The sequence below is a fragment of the Photorhabdus sp. RM96S genome (genome assembly GCF_042879335.1).
GTDB lineage: Bacteria > Pseudomonadota > Gammaproteobacteria > Enterobacterales > Enterobacteriaceae > Photorhabdus > Photorhabdus kayaii.
In genome coordinates this window covers 1-16,002 of record NZ_JBHFKT010000018.1, presented here as the reverse complement: position 1 = coordinate 16,002, position 16,002 = coordinate 1, and the positions used below count along the sequence as shown (strand labels likewise).

Below are 16,002 nucleotides of genomic sequence, written 5' to 3'. Positions count from 1 at the left end.
AGATAATTAATTGATTTTCATTCTTTACTCAAAATGAGTTCCAGATTCAGAAACTATAATTTATTTCATATCAATAACATAGGGTTTATTTATGTGATAAGCATATGTTCCTGAAAAACGAGAATATCCTAATCAATAGGTAAAAATATATATCTAATCTTTTAATAATAGTGTAAAAATGTAGTATGTAAAGTCCATTGCAATAAAATTTGTGCTTTAGGTTGTTTTTATTGAATAATCTTACATTATATTATCCGGCTGTTTATTTTTTATTTTCTAATAATGAATTTTATTATTAATTATTTATCGATTTATTTTGTTTCATATTTATTTTAAATTAATAATTACAAGTGGAAATTACGATCAATTATATTAACTTCTTGGTTAAAACATTTTATTGCATGGTTAATTTTATTTATTCTTGGAAAGTAAATGTTGTTATAAATATTTTCGAGATGAAATGGATGGAAAAGAGTCACTTTCATATATTGGGCAGAAATGATTTTAATATATGTCTGGTTTTAGGGAGTTTAATTTTTATTGCTATCAATTATAAAAATAGTTGGTAATTTAAGTTGTAAGAATGTTCCATTATTGTTTTTCTAAGTTAGACTATGATTGAAGTGAATTATGGAGAATGATTTTCACGGTGGTTAAATTAAAATATACCCTATGGATTTCAAGATGGATCGCGACGGCAAGGGAGCGAATCCTCGGGAGCATAGCAAACTATGTGACCGGGGTGAGTGAGTGCAGCCAACAAAGAGGCAACTTGAAAGATGACGGGTATAATATTATTTTATTTTGGAGGGTGTATGAGTTCTAAAAATGATTTTAAAGCTTTTTCTATTGGTAATAATGCTAATATAGTGAGTCAAGAAGAATATGAACAAAGCCCAGATTTAAAGACTGGATTTCCACCAGATGATATTACTGTTCACTTGCTCAATAAGGTATTACGTCAGTCGTCAACAATAGCATCTGTTGTGGCTAATTTTATCGCAACATATTCCGGCAATGATGTTTTGGACGATGGGGATATAGTTAAACTTTCCGCCCAATTAAATGGCGCGTTAGAACAAAAAATTGCGACCGAAGTACCAAATGCTTCATTAACACAAAAAGGTGTTGTTCAGCTTACGGATAAAATCGGTAACAGTAATACCCTGGCGGTAACACAGAAGCTAGTTTCTGATGTAAATGATAATGCTAATAACCGATTGGCAAAAGATCAAAATGGTGCAGACATTCCTGATAAAAAAGCATTTGTGGAAAATCTCGGTTTAGAAGTGATTAGTACAAAGCCGGTTGTTGTTGGGAATAATACCGCTTCTACAATCGATAATTTTGATAATATTCCTCAGAATTCGACATATTTTGGCTATCCAGTAGGGTTAAATGGTCCAGGTGTATATGGTCCCGGAATGAGATTTTCAGGAGGGTATGGGGCCTTTAAGGGTTATGAGCTGATGATTCACTCCTCATATGTGCAGAAGAGCGAATTACACTATAGAACGCATAATGGTGACGGTAACATCAATAAATGGAATCCGTGGTATAAAGTCTGGTCAACAAGCAACGCCAAGCCGGATACTAATGGCAACCTTAAAGTCTCCAGTCCAGTAGTAGATATTCACCCAGACGGAACTTACCAGTTAACTTGCGAAGCGGAAGGGGTGACGGTCGAGCGAATAGAGACAGGGAAATATCGTATTAGTGGTTGCAGCGGTTTTGCTAAAGATGGGGCATGGGGAATTCACGGCGGTACTATCGTCCCGGCAGACAGCAACGGGTTAAACCTGATTTGGGTTTGTGAATCGGTAGATTCAGCCAGTGGCGATATAACCATCGAATGTTATCATCGTCAAAATAGAGATGCGCCGATATTTGCGCAAAATAGGCGTGTTAAGAGTATTAATAGTGACGGAGAAGTCGTTTATTACAATGATGGTGAATTATGCGACATTCCTGATGGACGAGTCATTAATGTTCGAGTGCAATTGCTGGAAAAATCACAAGAATAATATATAAAAATCCACGTAACCGCGTGGATTTTAAGGGCTTTAGCTAACTCCAGCATAACGCCTTTCCTCTAAGGCTCTTCTGTACCATCGATCTCCAAGGCGGCTTTATCAAATGTATAAAGCGGCGAAACCGATTTTTTGTTTTTTATGCCATACCGCTGAGACTTATTCACTATCAATGCATCCGCAAAGTCGGCCTGCTTAGTCTTGCCGCCGCATTTAATCGGTTTGGCATTGATGTAGTCATCCAACGCACACCAGAGCGCATGACCATCTTCGAAGACAACATTAGGCTCTTCAATGAGCCTGTGCAACACTTCTATCAGCGCCTCTTTAGGTAGCAAGTAACGCTTGCCTCTCAATGTCCAAATTATCTCAACTAAGACCACATCTGTGATCAAGATTTTTTGCTTGCCTTCAAAAAGTGCATTGGCCTTTTGAGACTGGTTCGCGTCATCTTGCAGAAGATATCTGAGAACAACATTTGTATCTACCGCAATCATTTGTGTATGGCACTCTCAAGTGATTCTTCTTCACTCACCTGGTGATCGACCAGGATACCCTTTAATATCCCCTTCGCGGCCCCTCTGCGCTTTGTGACAATTGAGATGACGCCTTTTCGGCTGACGAAACTCTCATACTCATCACCTGGCTGAATGCCGGCAATCGAACATTGCTCAAGCGGTAACGTTACCTGCCTTTTCTGGCTAACTATTGGCATACAAACACCTCTTTACTAAATGTAAAAGGTAAAGATATGCACATCTTTACATATTGTCAATAGTAAATAACGTGAGTTTCGCTTAATAAAGGAACTAAGTGCCTGAGGCACGATCAAAGTTTTTGTTAAAGAAAACATTATCGTGGAGATCCTCAGGCATGGTTAATTTAGAAGAACTTTACTGCGGCGTCGATGATTTTTGCCAAAAATTTATGCCTCTTTGGCATCAACAGTTAATTGAAAGCGGATTACTCAAACGTTATCGGCAGGCTTCCCTTTCACTCAGTGAAGTGATGACGATCCTGATTTTATTTCATATGAGCTACTATCGGGATTTCAAAACGTTTTATCTTCAACATGTTAGAAAATATCTTCATCAAGATGTTCCAGAGCTGGTCAGTTATACGCGGATGTTAACGTTGAAAAGAAGGGCTCTCATTCCCTTATGTGCCTTTCATTCCACTCGCAAGGCTAAGACAGCCGGGATCGCTTTTATTGACTCAACCAAAATTGCGGTTTGTCACAACCTTCGCATTCCCCGGCATCGGGTATTTGAAGGTATGGCACAGCAAGTACAGGATGGTTTTATGGCTTTAAGCTTCGTTTGGTTATCAATGATTGTGGCGAACTGTTGGCCGTTAAGTTGATGTCAGGAAATACCGATGACCGCAGCCCTGTCAAAGCGTTAGTGAAAGGGATAACGGGGCATTTGTATGGTGACAAAGGCTATGTATCGCAAGCCCTGTGTAATGATTTGGAAGCAGAAGGACTCATCTTAATCACAAATAGCCGTCGCAATATGAAAGCAAAAGCATTATCACTCTGGGATAAGCTGATGTTAAGAAAGCGTTTTCTGATAGAAACGGTTGTTGACCAGCTAAAAAATATTTCTCAGATAGAGCATTCAAGGCACCGTAGCCAACTCGGTTTTTTGCTGGAAGTCGTATCAGGATTAATTGCTTATACCTTCCAACCTAAAAAACCGAGTTTAAATCTACGCTTTTGTGACATGGCTATTCTTAAACAAAGCTGAGGTTATTTACTTAACCTTAAAATAAATCCCCTCGTTATTTCGGGTGAGAAGGCGATTATCAACCAGCGCACGCCTAAGCTGGGCATAGTCATCATCAAATAAAGAACAAAAATCTGAAATAAGATCTTCTGTATAAGAAACATCATCTCTTAATTGATTAGCAATGAGTAATAATGTGTTTGTATTATAAACTGAATTATGACATGATTTACTTTCAGATTGCCGATATTTATTTTTAAATACAGAATGATTCCAAAACTCAGTGTTATCTTTTAATACTCCATCTTCCATTAAAATAATTTCAGTGTCTAATAATTTTTTTATTGTTTTTTCTATGGTTTTAATAGGAATATTACAATTATTTTTTACTTCATTAATTCTGTTATGTCCAGCCAAAATAAGCGCGTAAATCAATCTGCTTTCTTCTTCATTGAAAATATTAAAGAATTTATTTATTTTATTGTTAGATCTATTAATAATATCAGGAATAGTAAATTTTATTGGTGGTTCATTGAGTGTAAGCATTTCATCCTGAAATGATGATGTTCTTCTAGTACATTCATATGTATCTTTTTTTCTTAATAAACCAATTCCAGCTTGCCTGTATTTATGATTTTCTGGAATAGTAATTAATTCAAAATCATTTGATAAATTAGTTGAGATCTCCTCCCAAATGGGATTACGGACAGTTCTTACTTTTGTTAACGATGATTCCTTTATTGTTGTTGTCATAAGTGGTTCATGTAAGCAAATTATTCCACCATATGATAAATAAGGTACAATCTTTGATAAGAATCGAACATCATCAACTAAAGTTCCAGCATCGATCCATGCAAAATCAATCATTCCCCAATTAGAAATTTCTGAATCTTTTATCTGATGAAAATCTTTTTTTATAAATGAAACTAATTGAGAAAGTGAAGGTTCATTTTCTACATATTTCCAAACATCTTCGGCTGAAGAGCCCTCACCTGAACCATCATCAATGCTGATCAATTTTGGGTTATAAGAATCATCCACAGAGAAAGGAATAATTAAAGAATGCCTTTCATTCCATTCACTAAGCATGATTATCTCTTTATCATGATTGAATTCATCTATGGTTTCTTTCAAGGCTTGTAATAATGAAATAGTTGAATCTCCAGCACCAATTTCTATGACTGTATTTGGCCTGAGCATTTTTATCAAACCTTTTAAAATAAGGCTACAGTTTTCAGTTCCCATACCTATTCTAAACATATTTTTTCCTTTTAATAAACTAATCTAAAAATGCCGGATTTAACAAGAAAGTCAAATTCTTTATTAAAGTCTATGGATATTTTAACGGTGAAACCCTGTTTTATTATATCGAGGTAATATTCATTAATTTTTATCATCCTTCCGGTTAATGTATTTATTGCGAAAATATCATTATTATTTATATGTGTCGAGGTGAAAGGTTCGGATATAATACTTACTCTTTTTTCATTAAAAGGGTTTGTTTTTATATTTTTTAAGTGAATTAGTCCATTACGATGTAAATTTATTGCAATAAATTTCAATTTAATATTCTGATTGTGAATTATCAAATAAGAATTAAGGTCTTTAATTAAATTTAAAAACCCCTCTTTTTTTATATTTTCTATTTGAATATAACTGCCAATGTCATTATTTATAATGGTCAGCATGTTTTTTTTGTTTATATCAATAATACTTTGCGTGTTTTCAAAAAATAAGCAAGACTCATTTACTGTAGCGATAACGGTATTATCCGGTTTGATTGGATATAATTCTAGGCGGTTAAAATGAGTTGGAGTTACTTTACTTAAAGAGTAATCATTATCTATACGGATTTTTTTCTCTCTATTAAAAATATACTCAGCCACTTGCCAATTATATCCTCCTGTATTATCACAGAAGAATAATTTTTTATAATTTATCGTATCTGCTATCATAGCAATATCCTATTAAATTTAATGATTTTTTTTGTTAATTAAAAACCCTACACAACCAAAGAATACAGTTATTATGCCTGAGAATAACAAAGATTCTGTAATGTAAGAGAATTTTATATAATATGAAATAGTAAATCCTAATAAAACTGAAAATTGAATAAATAGAATATAAGCTGGCATATATTCTTCTCTTTTAGAGGCAGGAATAGTTGCCATCATAAATGAACTCATTAATGTATTCTGGATACCATTAGCTAATCCAATTAATAATCCAATGGCTAATAAATACCAAAAATTAGACGTCAAACTGATTAAAATTAATCCCAGGCCAATGATTGATGCAGCCAGAGAAGAACCAGATGCCCTTCCTAATTTTAGAAAATAGTCACTTAATAATATAGGACTAATAATTAACCCTACGCTCATTGAAGAAACTATATAACCATATTTTTCATTACCTAAATGGATTATATTATTAACATATATAACTAATAGTACATTTAATACTGATGTAAATATTATTGTAAAAAACAGTGGAAATAGAGCATTTCTAATATTACTGGTTTTAAATAATGCTAACGTATTTCTGAATCCATTTTTATGATTTTTAGTTTTATGCTCATTTGATATATTTTCTGAAAATACTTTCCCTGACACTAATAAATAACTCAGTATCAAAGCAGAAAATAAAGTAAATACTCCTATTATATGAAATGTTTTATTCTCAAATTTAGAAAAAATAATTCCGGCAGTTGCAGGGCCTATAACATAACCTAAATTTCGGATTGTTTGAATTATTTTATTAGCTCTTTCTAATTCTTTAAATTCCTTGAAATAACCAGGAAGCACTGTCAATATAGCTGCCCATAACATGCTTCCGAGAAACCCAAGAGAAAATGAGATAATAACCATAGCTAATATATTGCTTGAAAAGGAGGACATAAAAATAATAAACGTTTGTATATAGAATATATAAATAATTATATTTTTTATATTTATGTGCCTAAAAAATAAGTTGGCAAAATTACTGGAAACTATTCCTCCGAGTAGCAAAGCGATAAATAACATAGCGATCTCATTAGAATGAGACATGCCGTTGAGTTTTAAAGTTAAAGCTACTTGAGTAGCTTCATCTGAGAAGCTACCTAATGTAATTGATAATAGTAATAATATATGGAATATTAATTTTATCTTAATGATCTGCATTTATTACACAACCCCATTCATATAATTTTATAACCAGCAACTGATGGAATTCATTGAGTTTATTTAAGTTTATCCTTTTTCCTTCTAAGATATAATATAACAATTTAATTGTATCTTTATGATAATCTATCAAAATGCAGTGCCCATTTGAAGAAACTAGTATATTCAATTTGGAACTCATGATATACCATTGTAGTAAAGAGTTCCCATTAAAAAAAACAGTTCTTATTTTTTTATCAAATTGTACCGGAGGTCTTGGGACACAAAGTGAACTACTGGTATCTCGTATTAATTGAGTTGTTATTAAATATTTTTCTAATGTACCTTCTTCGAATATTTTTTTGCCTTTTGTATGATACTGATGTAACTCAGGAGAAACACACACATTTCCTTGATATTCATTGTGTTCATAAATAGAGGTGTCAATTGTTTTATCTATTTGATTGTTTATGAATGATTTTATATTTTTTTTGTTTTCATCAAATTCCCAAAAAGCAATATTGATCACCAAAGAGATATTGTTTTTACTCTCAGCAACATGCAGATAATCATGTGGGAAATAGCATACTCTATCAGATGAATTATTGAGTATATAACTAGAAGATTTATATTGTTCATAATGAGGATATCGGATATACATTAATTGTTTATTTTCTGGCTCCCATGTATACATTGTTTTTCCATTTCTCAATGTAAATGCGAAATTATGGGCATAGTCTATATGTATTCCTGTATGAGTTGATGAGTATCTTCCTAAAAAACAATCAATATCAACTCTGCCTCTTGGTCTATAAAATAGTGAACTATATAATAAATCAGCAAAACTTTTAGCTTTATCCCAAATAACTGGAGTAGAGGCATGTAACCCAAAGTATGCAATACACCACTCTTGATTTATATATGAATTATCTAGTCGTTTGATATATTGATCAAAATTAATTTCATCTTTTTCAATCAAAAAATCTGAAACAGGCTTTTCAGTCAACTTTCCGTCTATAGCTGTTATAAATTCGGAAACACTATTTCTGGACTTCAACTCTTCTAGGGAAGTTTTATATTTTATTAATGAATCGAATATCTCATTTTCGGAAAATTTTATATTTGTTAAATTTAATTCCGCAGGTTTTTTATTCCAAATTTTTTGAGAAAAATCCAGACTAGAAATATCATTCATATGAAATAACCTTTAAAGTTTGGTTAACAAGGTAGTGAAATAATCACCACCTTGTTGTTTGTTAAATTTATATTATCTTAAAAAAGATCAAGATAATATAATTATTCCATAGGGATTTGTTGAGCGTACTTCACGTTTTTAGTTAATGGAGCAATATCCAAAAGTGATAGTTCTTCTATTGCGTTGTATTCTTCATGTACCTGCTGAGCATATTTAACGTTTTTAGTTAATGGAGTAATATCTGAAAGAGTAATTTCATCAATACGATTTTGGGATTTCATAGTGCACCTCATTTAAGTTATATTTATTTTTATTACATACGGCTTAAATGTAATAGGTAACTCATTTTAATAACGTCATTGACGTTAATTATATGTTAATTGATTGTTGTTTTTGTTTTATTGATCATTGTCACAAAATATAAGTTTATATGGAAATATTTATATTATATATAATATAATATAAAATGAAAAAAGAGGGTATTGAAATGATTACCCCGGTACGTGCCAATATGGATGATCCCATCCCCAGAGAAACGAGAAAGCGCATTAACGCCAAACGATGTTTAATTGAAACGGTCATTGGTCAACTCGCCGGGCAATTGACTATCGAGAAGTGCTGGGCGCGGGATCTGTGGCATGTGAGCAATCGAATTGCCAGGAAGGTGTTTTCTCACACATTAGGCATTTTTGCTAATTTTAAACAAGGTAAAAAAACAACGCGACTGGCTTCAACAAGCTAATGTTATAGGGCGTTAAAGTCGAGCATCGCGTTAATATAGGATATATACCCGTCATCTTTCAAGTTGCCTCTTTGTTGGCTGCACTTGCGCACCCCGGTTACATAGTTATCTATGCTCCCGGGGATTCACTCCCTTGCCGTCGCGATCCATCTTGAAATCCATTGGGTATATATAGTCGGGATCTGAATCCACGCAACTGCGTGGATTCTAAGAATTTTAATCAGTCTCAGAGACATCTTGCGATGTCATGAGACATGAAAAATAAATTAGACATTAAACAAGAAATTCATTACATCGCCATCTTTAACGATATAGTCTTTACCTTCTGAACGCATCTTACCGGCCTCTTTTGCCCCTTGCTCACCTTTGTAAGTGATGAAATCTTCAAAAGAGATGGTTTGTGCGCGGATAAAACCTTTTTCAAAATCAGTATGGATCTTACCGGCTGCTTGTGGTGCGGTTGCGCCAACTGGGATGGTCCATGCTCGAACCTCTTTCACGCCGGCAGTGAAGTAAGTTTGCAGATTCAGTAACTGATAACCCGCGCGGATAACGCGATTTAAACCGGGCTCTTCCAGCCCAAGTTCAGCCATAAACTCTTCGCGTTCATCATCTTCCAGCTCCGCGATATCCGCTTCTACCGCCGCACAAACCGGTACGACCACTGACCCCTCTTTTTCTGCGATCGCACGAACCGCATCCAGATGAGGGTTGTTTTCGAAACCCTCTTCGTTGACATTAGCGATGTACATAGTGGGTTTCAGCGTCAGGAAACTCAAATAGCGGATAGCCGCTTTCTCTTCGGTACTGAGATCCAACGCCCGCAACATACCCGCTTGTTCCAGATGAGGCAGACATTTTTCCAGTGCCGCTAATTCTGCTTTGGCATCTTTATCGCCACCTTTGGCTTTTTTCTGGACACGATGAATGGCTCGTTCGCAGGTGTCCAGATCGGAAAGAGCCAGTTCGGTATTAATGATCTCAATATCAGCAGCAGGATCAACTTGACCGGAAACGTGAATGATATTGTCATTGACAAAACAGCGCACAACATGGCCGATAGCTTCTGTTTCACGAATGTTAGTCAAAAACTGGTTGCCCAAGCCTTCACCTTTTGATGCACCTTTCACCAGACCAGCAATATCGACGAATTCCATTGTGGTTGGTAAGATTCGCTGAGGTTTCACAATTTCAGCCAGTTGTTCAAGCCGTGGATCTGGCATAGGGACGACACCAGTATTAGGTTCAATGGTGCAGAACGGGAAGTTTGCTGCTTCGATACCGGCTTTAGTCAGCGCATTGAATAAGGTTGATTTTCCGACGTTAGGCAGGCCAACGATACCGCATTTGAATCCCATGATTTTCACCTTAATTTACTTATAAATCAAAAGGCTGTGTCAGCCTTTTCGAAGAGTCAAAAAAATTGGCGCCATTATACACGGAATGACGGGCTATCACGATCTTACAGACAAGATTTATCGATTCCATGTCATCAAACGCTGGCTTTGAAGCTATGTAAGCGGTTGATCGCTTTATCCATATCTTGTTTCATCAGGATATCAGTACAACGCCGTGCTTCATCAATCGCATCATCAATCAGCTTTTGTTCATTGGCTGGTGGTTTGCCTAGCACAAAACCGACAACTTTATTTTTATCGCCGGGATGGCCGATACCAATACGTAAGCGATAAAAGTTAGGGTTATTGCCAAATTTGTTCTGAATATCTTTCAAGCCATTATGACCGCCATGACTACCACCCAGCTTCATTTTTGCCACCCCTGGCGGTAAATCGAGTTCATCATGAGCCACCAGAATTTCATCCGGCTGAATACGGTAGAAGGAGGCGAGGGCAGCGACAGATTTACCACTGAGATTCATAAATGTCGTTGGCACTAACAGACGAATATCATGACCGCACATATTAATCCGGGCAGTGTAACCGAAAAATTTACTCTCTTCTTTTAGTGATTGATTGTGGCTCCGAGCGAGTAGATCAACATACCAGGCTCCGGCATTGTGTCTGGTTTGGGCATATTCAGCACCGGGATTAGCCAGACCGACGATTAGTTTTATGTTACTCACTATTTTTCTTCACTTTTGACAGTAAAACAAAAAGGAGGATAGTTTACCTGTCGGCGGCTACAAGTACAAAGTTCAGTTTGAAAGCTTGGAAATATTGTTACGAAAATTTTCGAGAGGAAATTGGAAGGAGAATAGTCATTTACAGAGATTAAGCACAAATAGTTTTGATATCTTTCTGGTTTGAAAATATTTAATTTTTTATTGTTGCCAGTGGTACAAAAATAGTTAACTACCTAAGTCATAAGAAAGTTTTATTATTGTTTTTTCGAGATAGACTATAATTTAAATAAATTATGCAGAACGATTTTTACGATAATTCAACATGTTGATTATGAAATGATGTTTTTTTATTTTAGGAGGATATATGAGTCAAAAAAATGATTTTAAAGCTTTTTCTATTAGTAATAATGCTAATGTGGTGAGCCAAGAAGGATATGAAGAAAGCCGGAGTTTAAAGACGGGGTTTCCACCAGAAAATATTACTACTCATTTACTCAACAAGGTATTACGTCAGTCGTCGACAATAACATCTGTTGTGGCTGATTTTATCGCAACATATTCCGGCAATGATATTCTGGATGATGGGGATGTAGCTAAACTTATTGTTCAATTAAATAGAGCGTTAGAACAAAAAATAGCAATAAAAGTACCAGATGCTTCATTAACACAAAAAGGTGTTACTCAGCTCACAGATAAAATAGGTAATAGCAATACCCTCGCGGTAACGCAGAAGCTTGTTTCTGATGTAAATGATAACGCTAATAACCGATTGGCAAAAAATCAAAATGGCGCAGATATTCCTGACAAAAACGCGTTTGTGAAAAACCTCGGCTTATCGGAAACAGTAGAATTGGCGAAAAATGCGGTATCGACCAATGGGGGGAATTATCCACAGTATTTTAGGTTTAAACAGGTTGAAACACTGCCCACTGAACGTAATGAGACGATGTTAGTTTCTTTACAGGGCGCCAAACCGACAAGTGAAATAGTCGGGTTTACGCTTTACAACTGGTATGACAATTATATTAAAACAGGTATTGTGCGTGGCAGTAGCGTTGATACCTACGGATATACAATAGATATTAATGGCAAACGGGTTTTTTCTGTTTCTCCTGCGGGGCGGATTGAAGCCGCGTCAGCGAATATAAGGGGGAACGCGGGAGTTTTTAACATAACCCATGATACGGGTAAACATGCATATTTTCAGTTTATTGAGGGAGCAAAAAGAACGGCCTATGTTGGATTTCCAAGTGACGGGTCGCCGAATTTTGATATTTGCAACGAAAAAAAATCTAGCAAATTAACAATTGGTGGAGAGTTGGCGGCATATATTAATAACAATCGGGTTTTCTCTGTTTCTCCGGCGGGTCGGATTGATGCTGGGTCGGCGAATTTAAAGGGGGCTGGGGGTGTTTTTAACGTAGCATACGATGCAGGCGGACATGCATATTTGCAGTTTTATGAAGGGGCAACAAGAACGGCCTACGTTGGATTTCCAGGTGACGGATCATCGGATTTTGATATTTGCAATGAAAAAAAATATGGCAGGCTGACAGTTGGCGATAAGTTAAAATATAACGGTAATCCTATTGCAGTTTTTAATGATAACTGTATCGCCGATACTAACGGCAATCTCAAAGTATCCAGCCCCGTAGTGAATATTCATCCAGACGGAACTTATGATCTCACTCGTGAAGCGGAAGGTATGATTGTTGAGCGGATAGAGACAGGGAAATATCGCATTAGCGGTTGCAACGGTTTCGCTAAAGATGGGGCATGGGGAATTCACGGTGGTACTATCGTCCCAGCAGATAGCAACGGGTTAAATCTGATTTGGGTTTGTGAATCAGTAGATCCATCTAATGGCAATATAACCATCGAATGTTATCATCGTCAAAATAAAGATGCGCCGATATTTGCTCAAAATAGGCGCGTCAAGAACGTTAATGGCAATGGAGAAGTCATTTATTATAATGATGGTGAACTATGCGATATCCCCGATGGACGAGTGATTAATGTTCGAGTCCAACTGCCGGAAAAATCATAATATACCCTATGGATTTCAAGTTGCATCGCGACGGCAAGGGAACGAATCCCCGGAAGCATAGATAACGATGTGACCGGGGTGAGCGAGTGCAGCCAACAAAGAGGCAGCTTAAAAGATGACGGGTATAAATACTTAATGCTGTATTAGGAAAGCATTTACGACGACTTTTATTTTGCTAAGTGATTACTTATGGTTATCGACTGATAATTTATTTTCATTATACAAAATCATAGAAAGTAATTTAATGTGCTCAGTAGTGACAACTGAATATAACGGCAATGACTTTATGGTATTACTGATGAACATTAATCGTACTTTCCGTAGTATAAATAAGAGTGTGCTAATCGTTTGTTTTTTGTTTGCAGCGATTATGCTACTAAAAAGTTATCCTGCTTTATCTGAGCCAGTAAAGTCTTTGATTGGTATTGAAAATTGTCAGGAATACCCAAAAGCAGTTATAGAGCATAATATTGATAGCAAAAAACAGATAACCGAGCAGGCTGGCAATAAATTACACGAAAACGTTACTTATAAAGAGAAAAAGCGATCAGAGCCGAGGAGATGTGGTAATTTTTTATCAAAGAGAAGCATAGTAGGAAAAAACGATGGTGGTGAAAAACCCAAAATACCCCAGTTATATGAAAATAGTCATAAAGATGATAATCAAAATACTCCTCCTTTAATTCTCTCTCGTGGCCCCGAATTCCTTGGGTTATTAAATAAAGATCCGAAAAAATTAGCCCAGGATTATATTGTCAACAAGTTAAATAGTCAGATAACAAGTAATACTCAGAAATGGTTATCCCAGTTTGGTACAGCCAAAATTGATCTAAAAGTTGATCATCATGGGCACTTGGATGAAAGTTCTGTAGACTTACTCGTTCCTTTTTATGATGATAAAGATCATTGGCTTGTTTACAGTCAATATGGATATCGTCATAAAGATAACCGTGACACCGTGAATTTAGGTGTTGGAAGCCGTTTATTTATAAATGACTGGATGTATGGGGCGAACACTTTTTACGATAATGATTTAACCGGCAATAATAGCCGATTCAGCCTGGGTGGTGAACTATGGACTAACTACCTAAAAATGTCTGCTAACGCATATTTTCGCCTGAGTAATTGGCATAATTCCCGTGATTTAACCAATTATTATGAGCGCCCTGCCAATGGTTATGACCTTATTGCCGACATGTATTTACCTTCGATGCCGTCACTCGGTGCCAAAATAAAATATGAACAATATTTTGGTGATAATGTTGCATTATTTGGAAAGAACAAGAGACAAAAAGATCCCTATGCGGCAACTATTGGGGTAAATTATACCCCGATTCCACTGATCACAGCAGGGATTGACTATAAATTAGGAAAAGAGGGAAAAAGTGATGGTATATTTTCATTCAATGTGAATTACCGATTTGGTGTTCCGTTGTCAGAACAACTTTCACCAGAAAATGTCTCTTCACTACGAAGCTTGGCCGGCAGTCGTTACGACTTAGTTGAAAGAAATAATAATATTATTTTGAATTATCTGAAAAAACAGCAACATTTTAGGTTACTGGTCCCTGTAATAGAAATTAGTAGTTACGGTGGTGAAGTTAAACCAATACAAATTCAATCTGATACTCCATTCAAAAATGTGATTTGGGATATGCCTGAGTTATTCCAGAAGAATGGCGGGATTATAAATATAGAAAGTACTAATGGTTATACCATTCAGTTACCGGAATATCAGACTGATGGAAAAAATGACTATACTATAACAGGTACAAGTAAAGATGATCAGCTAAGGGTGCAAATACAAGCTCATGTATTACAACGTAATATTTCTTTGAGTGTTAACACAACCGATCCTTTAATTGCTGATGGAAATGCGAAATATGTTTATACAGCTACTCTGTTTGGCGCTGACAAAAAAACGCCGATAGAAAATGCAAAATTGATTTGGGATACGGATAAAAAAGATCCTGGATTGAAATTAAAGCCTGATTCAGAGACAACAGATAAAAATGGACAACAGACTGCAACATTAACAAGTACAACGCCATTATCCGATATACAAGTCAGTGTCAGTATTAATGGCGAACGTGTTACTACGGATAAAAAAGTCAGTTTTACAGAGTCCAGCAGCAGTTATCGAGTCACCGGCGTGACGGTGGATAAAGAGGGGCCGCTCTACAACAACGGTACTGATATTTATACCTTCACGGCGACGGTGGTGGATGGGCATGGCAAGCCGGTAGCGGATAAAGCGATCGACATTGACTGGCAGACAGATTCAAAGGCTGACGGGTTAAAACTGACGAAGCAGAGCAATTCGGTGAGTAACGCGCAGGGACAGGTGACCGCGACGTTAAGCAGTACAGTGGCAGTGAAAGATGTGCAGGTATCGGCGAAAACGGCCAGCCAGCAGACGGCGGTGAACGCGAACGGAAAAGTCAGTTTTGCGGAGTTCAGCACCAGTTACTATGTCGCCAGCGTGACGGTGGACGTGGATAAAGACAAGAAGCGCTACAACAACGGTACCGACAGTTATACCTTCACGGCGACGGTGAAGGATGGGCACGGCAATCTGGTGGTGGGTCACCCGATCGACATTGACTGGCAGACCGACCCAGCGGTTGACGGGTTAACCCTGACAAAACAGAGCAATTCGGTCAGTAACGCGCAGGGGCAGGTTACCGCGATCTTAACCAGCACAGTGGCAGTGAAAGATGTGCAGGTATCGGCGAAAACGGCCAGCCAGCAGACGGCGGTGAACGCGAACGGAAAAGTCAGTTTTACGGAGTTCAGCACCAGCTATTATGTCACCAGCGTGACGGTGGATGTGGATAAAGACAAAGTACGCTACAACAACGGCACTGACAGTTATACCTTCACGGCGACGGTGGTGGATGGGCATGGCAAGCCGGTAGCGGATAAAGCGATCGACATTGACTGGCAGACCGACGCAAAAGCTGACGGGTTAAAACTGACGAAACAGAGCAATCCGGTGAGTAACGCGCAGGGGCAGGTCACCGCGACCTTAACCAGCA

General features: G+C 36.8%; 14 protein-coding genes and 1 pseudogene. 6 read left to right on the top strand and 9 right to left on the bottom strand.

From position 1 onward, the window contains the following. Window positions 1-649: 649 nt before the first annotated feature. Both ACGF49_RS12275 and ACGF49_RS12270 read left to right on the top strand, forming a co-directional pair. Window positions 650-826, top strand: coding sequence for a hypothetical protein (locus tag ACGF49_RS12275; RefSeq protein WP_271867374.1), 177 nt, complete (start codon window positions 650-652; stop codon window positions 824-826). Then, a complete protein-coding gene (locus tag ACGF49_RS12270) occupies window positions 816-2,024 on the top strand; it encodes a phage tail protein (protein ID WP_228903030.1) in 1,209 nt (402 codons plus the stop codon). Before ACGF49_RS12275 ends, ACGF49_RS12270 begins: the two co-directional genes overlap by 11 nt. Before the next feature lie 68 nt (window positions 2,025-2,092). On the opposite strand, the gene ACGF49_RS12265 is transcribed toward ACGF49_RS12270, so the two are convergent. Further along, window positions 2,093-2,527, bottom strand: coding sequence for a PIN domain-containing protein (locus ACGF49_RS12265; RefSeq protein WP_271859444.1), 435 nt, complete (start codon window positions 2,525-2,527; stop codon window positions 2,093-2,095). After that, window positions 2,524-2,745 carry an AbrB family transcriptional regulator gene (locus ACGF49_RS12260; RefSeq protein WP_112895714.1) on the bottom strand — a complete coding sequence of 74 codons (222 nt, stop codon included), beginning with the start codon at window positions 2,743-2,745 and terminating at the stop codon, window positions 2,524-2,526. Before ACGF49_RS12260 ends, ACGF49_RS12265 begins: the two co-directional genes overlap by 4 nt. Window positions 2,746-2,903: 158 nt before the next feature. Here ACGF49_RS12260 and ACGF49_RS12255 point away from each other — a divergent pair. Beyond that, window positions 2,904-3,778, top strand: a pseudogene (locus tag ACGF49_RS12255) (IS982 family transposase). A gap of 6 nt (window positions 3,779-3,784) precedes the next feature. Here the strand turns inward: ACGF49_RS12255 and ACGF49_RS12250 are convergent. The 5 genes from ACGF49_RS12250 to ACGF49_RS12230 all read right to left on the bottom strand — a co-directional run bounded on the left by ACGF49_RS12250 (window position 3,785) and on the right by ACGF49_RS12230 (window position 8,373). After that, the gene (locus ACGF49_RS12250; protein ID WP_387491162.1) at window positions 3,785-5,017 is read right to left on the bottom strand and encodes a DUF2087 domain-containing protein; all 1,233 of its coding nucleotides are present in this window, start codon (window positions 5,015-5,017) and stop codon (window positions 3,785-3,787) included. 11 nt (window positions 5,018-5,028) lie between these two features. Beyond that, window positions 5,029-5,712, bottom strand: coding sequence for a hypothetical protein (locus ACGF49_RS12245; protein ID WP_113040694.1), 684 nt, complete (start codon window positions 5,710-5,712; stop codon window positions 5,029-5,031). 18 nt (window positions 5,713-5,730) lie between these two features. Beyond that, entirely contained in the window at window positions 5,731-6,918 is a 1,188-nt protein-coding gene (locus ACGF49_RS12240) for an MFS transporter (protein ID WP_113040693.1), read from the bottom strand. Further along, window positions 6,905-8,092, bottom strand: coding sequence for a hypothetical protein (locus ACGF49_RS12235; protein WP_271867368.1), 1,188 nt, complete (start codon window positions 8,090-8,092; stop codon window positions 6,905-6,907). The genes ACGF49_RS12240 and ACGF49_RS12235 overlap by 14 nt, the downstream gene beginning before the upstream one ends. 101 nt (window positions 8,093-8,193) lie before the next feature. Then, on the bottom strand, window positions 8,194-8,373 hold the full coding sequence (locus ACGF49_RS12230) for a hypothetical protein (RefSeq protein ID WP_113040691.1): 180 nt from the start codon (window positions 8,371-8,373) through the stop codon (window positions 8,194-8,196). 185 nt (window positions 8,374-8,558) lie between these two features. Between ACGF49_RS12230 and ACGF49_RS12225 the strand changes: the two genes are divergently transcribed. Then, on the top strand, window positions 8,559-8,834 hold the full coding sequence (locus tag ACGF49_RS12225; protein ID WP_262405093.1) for a transposase: 276 nt from the start codon (window positions 8,559-8,561) through the stop codon (window positions 8,832-8,834). 266 nt (window positions 8,835-9,100) lie between these two features. Here ACGF49_RS12225 and ychF read toward each other — a convergent pair whose 3' ends face one another. Both ychF and pth read right to left on the bottom strand, forming a co-directional pair. Next, window positions 9,101-10,192 carry a redox-regulated ATPase YchF gene (gene ychF / locus ACGF49_RS12220; RefSeq protein ID WP_113040690.1) on the bottom strand — a complete coding sequence of 364 codons (1,092 nt, stop codon included), beginning with the start codon at window positions 10,190-10,192 and terminating at the stop codon, window positions 9,101-9,103. A 134-nt stretch (window positions 10,193-10,326) separates the two neighbouring features. Further along, window positions 10,327-10,917, bottom strand: a complete 591-nt coding sequence (pth, locus tag ACGF49_RS12215; protein WP_113024373.1) for an aminoacyl-tRNA hydrolase — start codon at window positions 10,915-10,917, stop codon at window positions 10,327-10,329. A gap of 364 nt (window positions 10,918-11,281) precedes the next feature. On the opposite strand from pth, the gene ACGF49_RS12210 reads away from it, so the two are divergent. Together ACGF49_RS12210 and ACGF49_RS12205 are read left to right on the top strand one after the other, a co-directional pair. Next, on the top strand, window positions 11,282-12,964 hold the full coding sequence (locus tag ACGF49_RS12210) for a phage tail protein (RefSeq protein WP_113040689.1): 1,683 nt from the start codon (window positions 11,282-11,284) through the stop codon (window positions 12,962-12,964). Between the two features lie 256 nt (window positions 12,965-13,220). Continuing rightward, on the top strand, window positions 13,221-16,002 hold a 2,782-nt coding region (locus ACGF49_RS12205), incomplete at its 3' end, for an inverse autotransporter beta domain-containing protein (protein ID WP_387491156.1).